1 protein-coding gene is annotated in these 381 nt (G+C 51.4%); it reads right to left on the bottom strand.

The window, feature by feature from the left end:
* Window positions 1-381 (bottom strand): ATP-binding cassette domain-containing protein (locus DPQ25_RS14450; protein WP_146740585.1); only part of this gene is annotated, 381 nt, incomplete at both ends.

Consider the following 381-nt stretch of genomic DNA (forward strand, 5'->3'; position numbering starts at 1 on the left):
GGATTGCTGTGCTGTCCACAGCCGTTCATACAGGCCATGTTTTTTGAGTAAACCATCATGGCTGCCGCTTTCGGCAATGCTTCCGTTTTCTAACACATAGATATTGTCCGCTTGTACCACATTCGCCAGCCGGTGGGAAATGAGGATCACCGTTTTGTGTTTTGCCAGCTTATGTATCTCGGCCATGATGTCGTTTTCGCTCTCCACGTCGATATTGGAGGTGGCCTCATCGAAAATATATACCGGGCTGTCGTGGAGCAGCGCCCTTGCCAGAGCAAGGCGCTGGCATTGACCGCCGGACAGATTCGACGCCTTTTCCAGCAATGGGGTATTCAGTCCCTGCTCGGATTTCAAAAACGCGGCTAAATTTACCCGTTCCAG

The sequence above is a fragment of the Hydrogeniiclostridium mannosilyticum genome (assembly GCF_003268275.1).
GTDB classification, from domain to species: Bacteria; Bacillota; Clostridia; order Oscillospirales; family Acutalibacteraceae; genus Hydrogeniiclostridium; species Hydrogeniiclostridium mannosilyticum.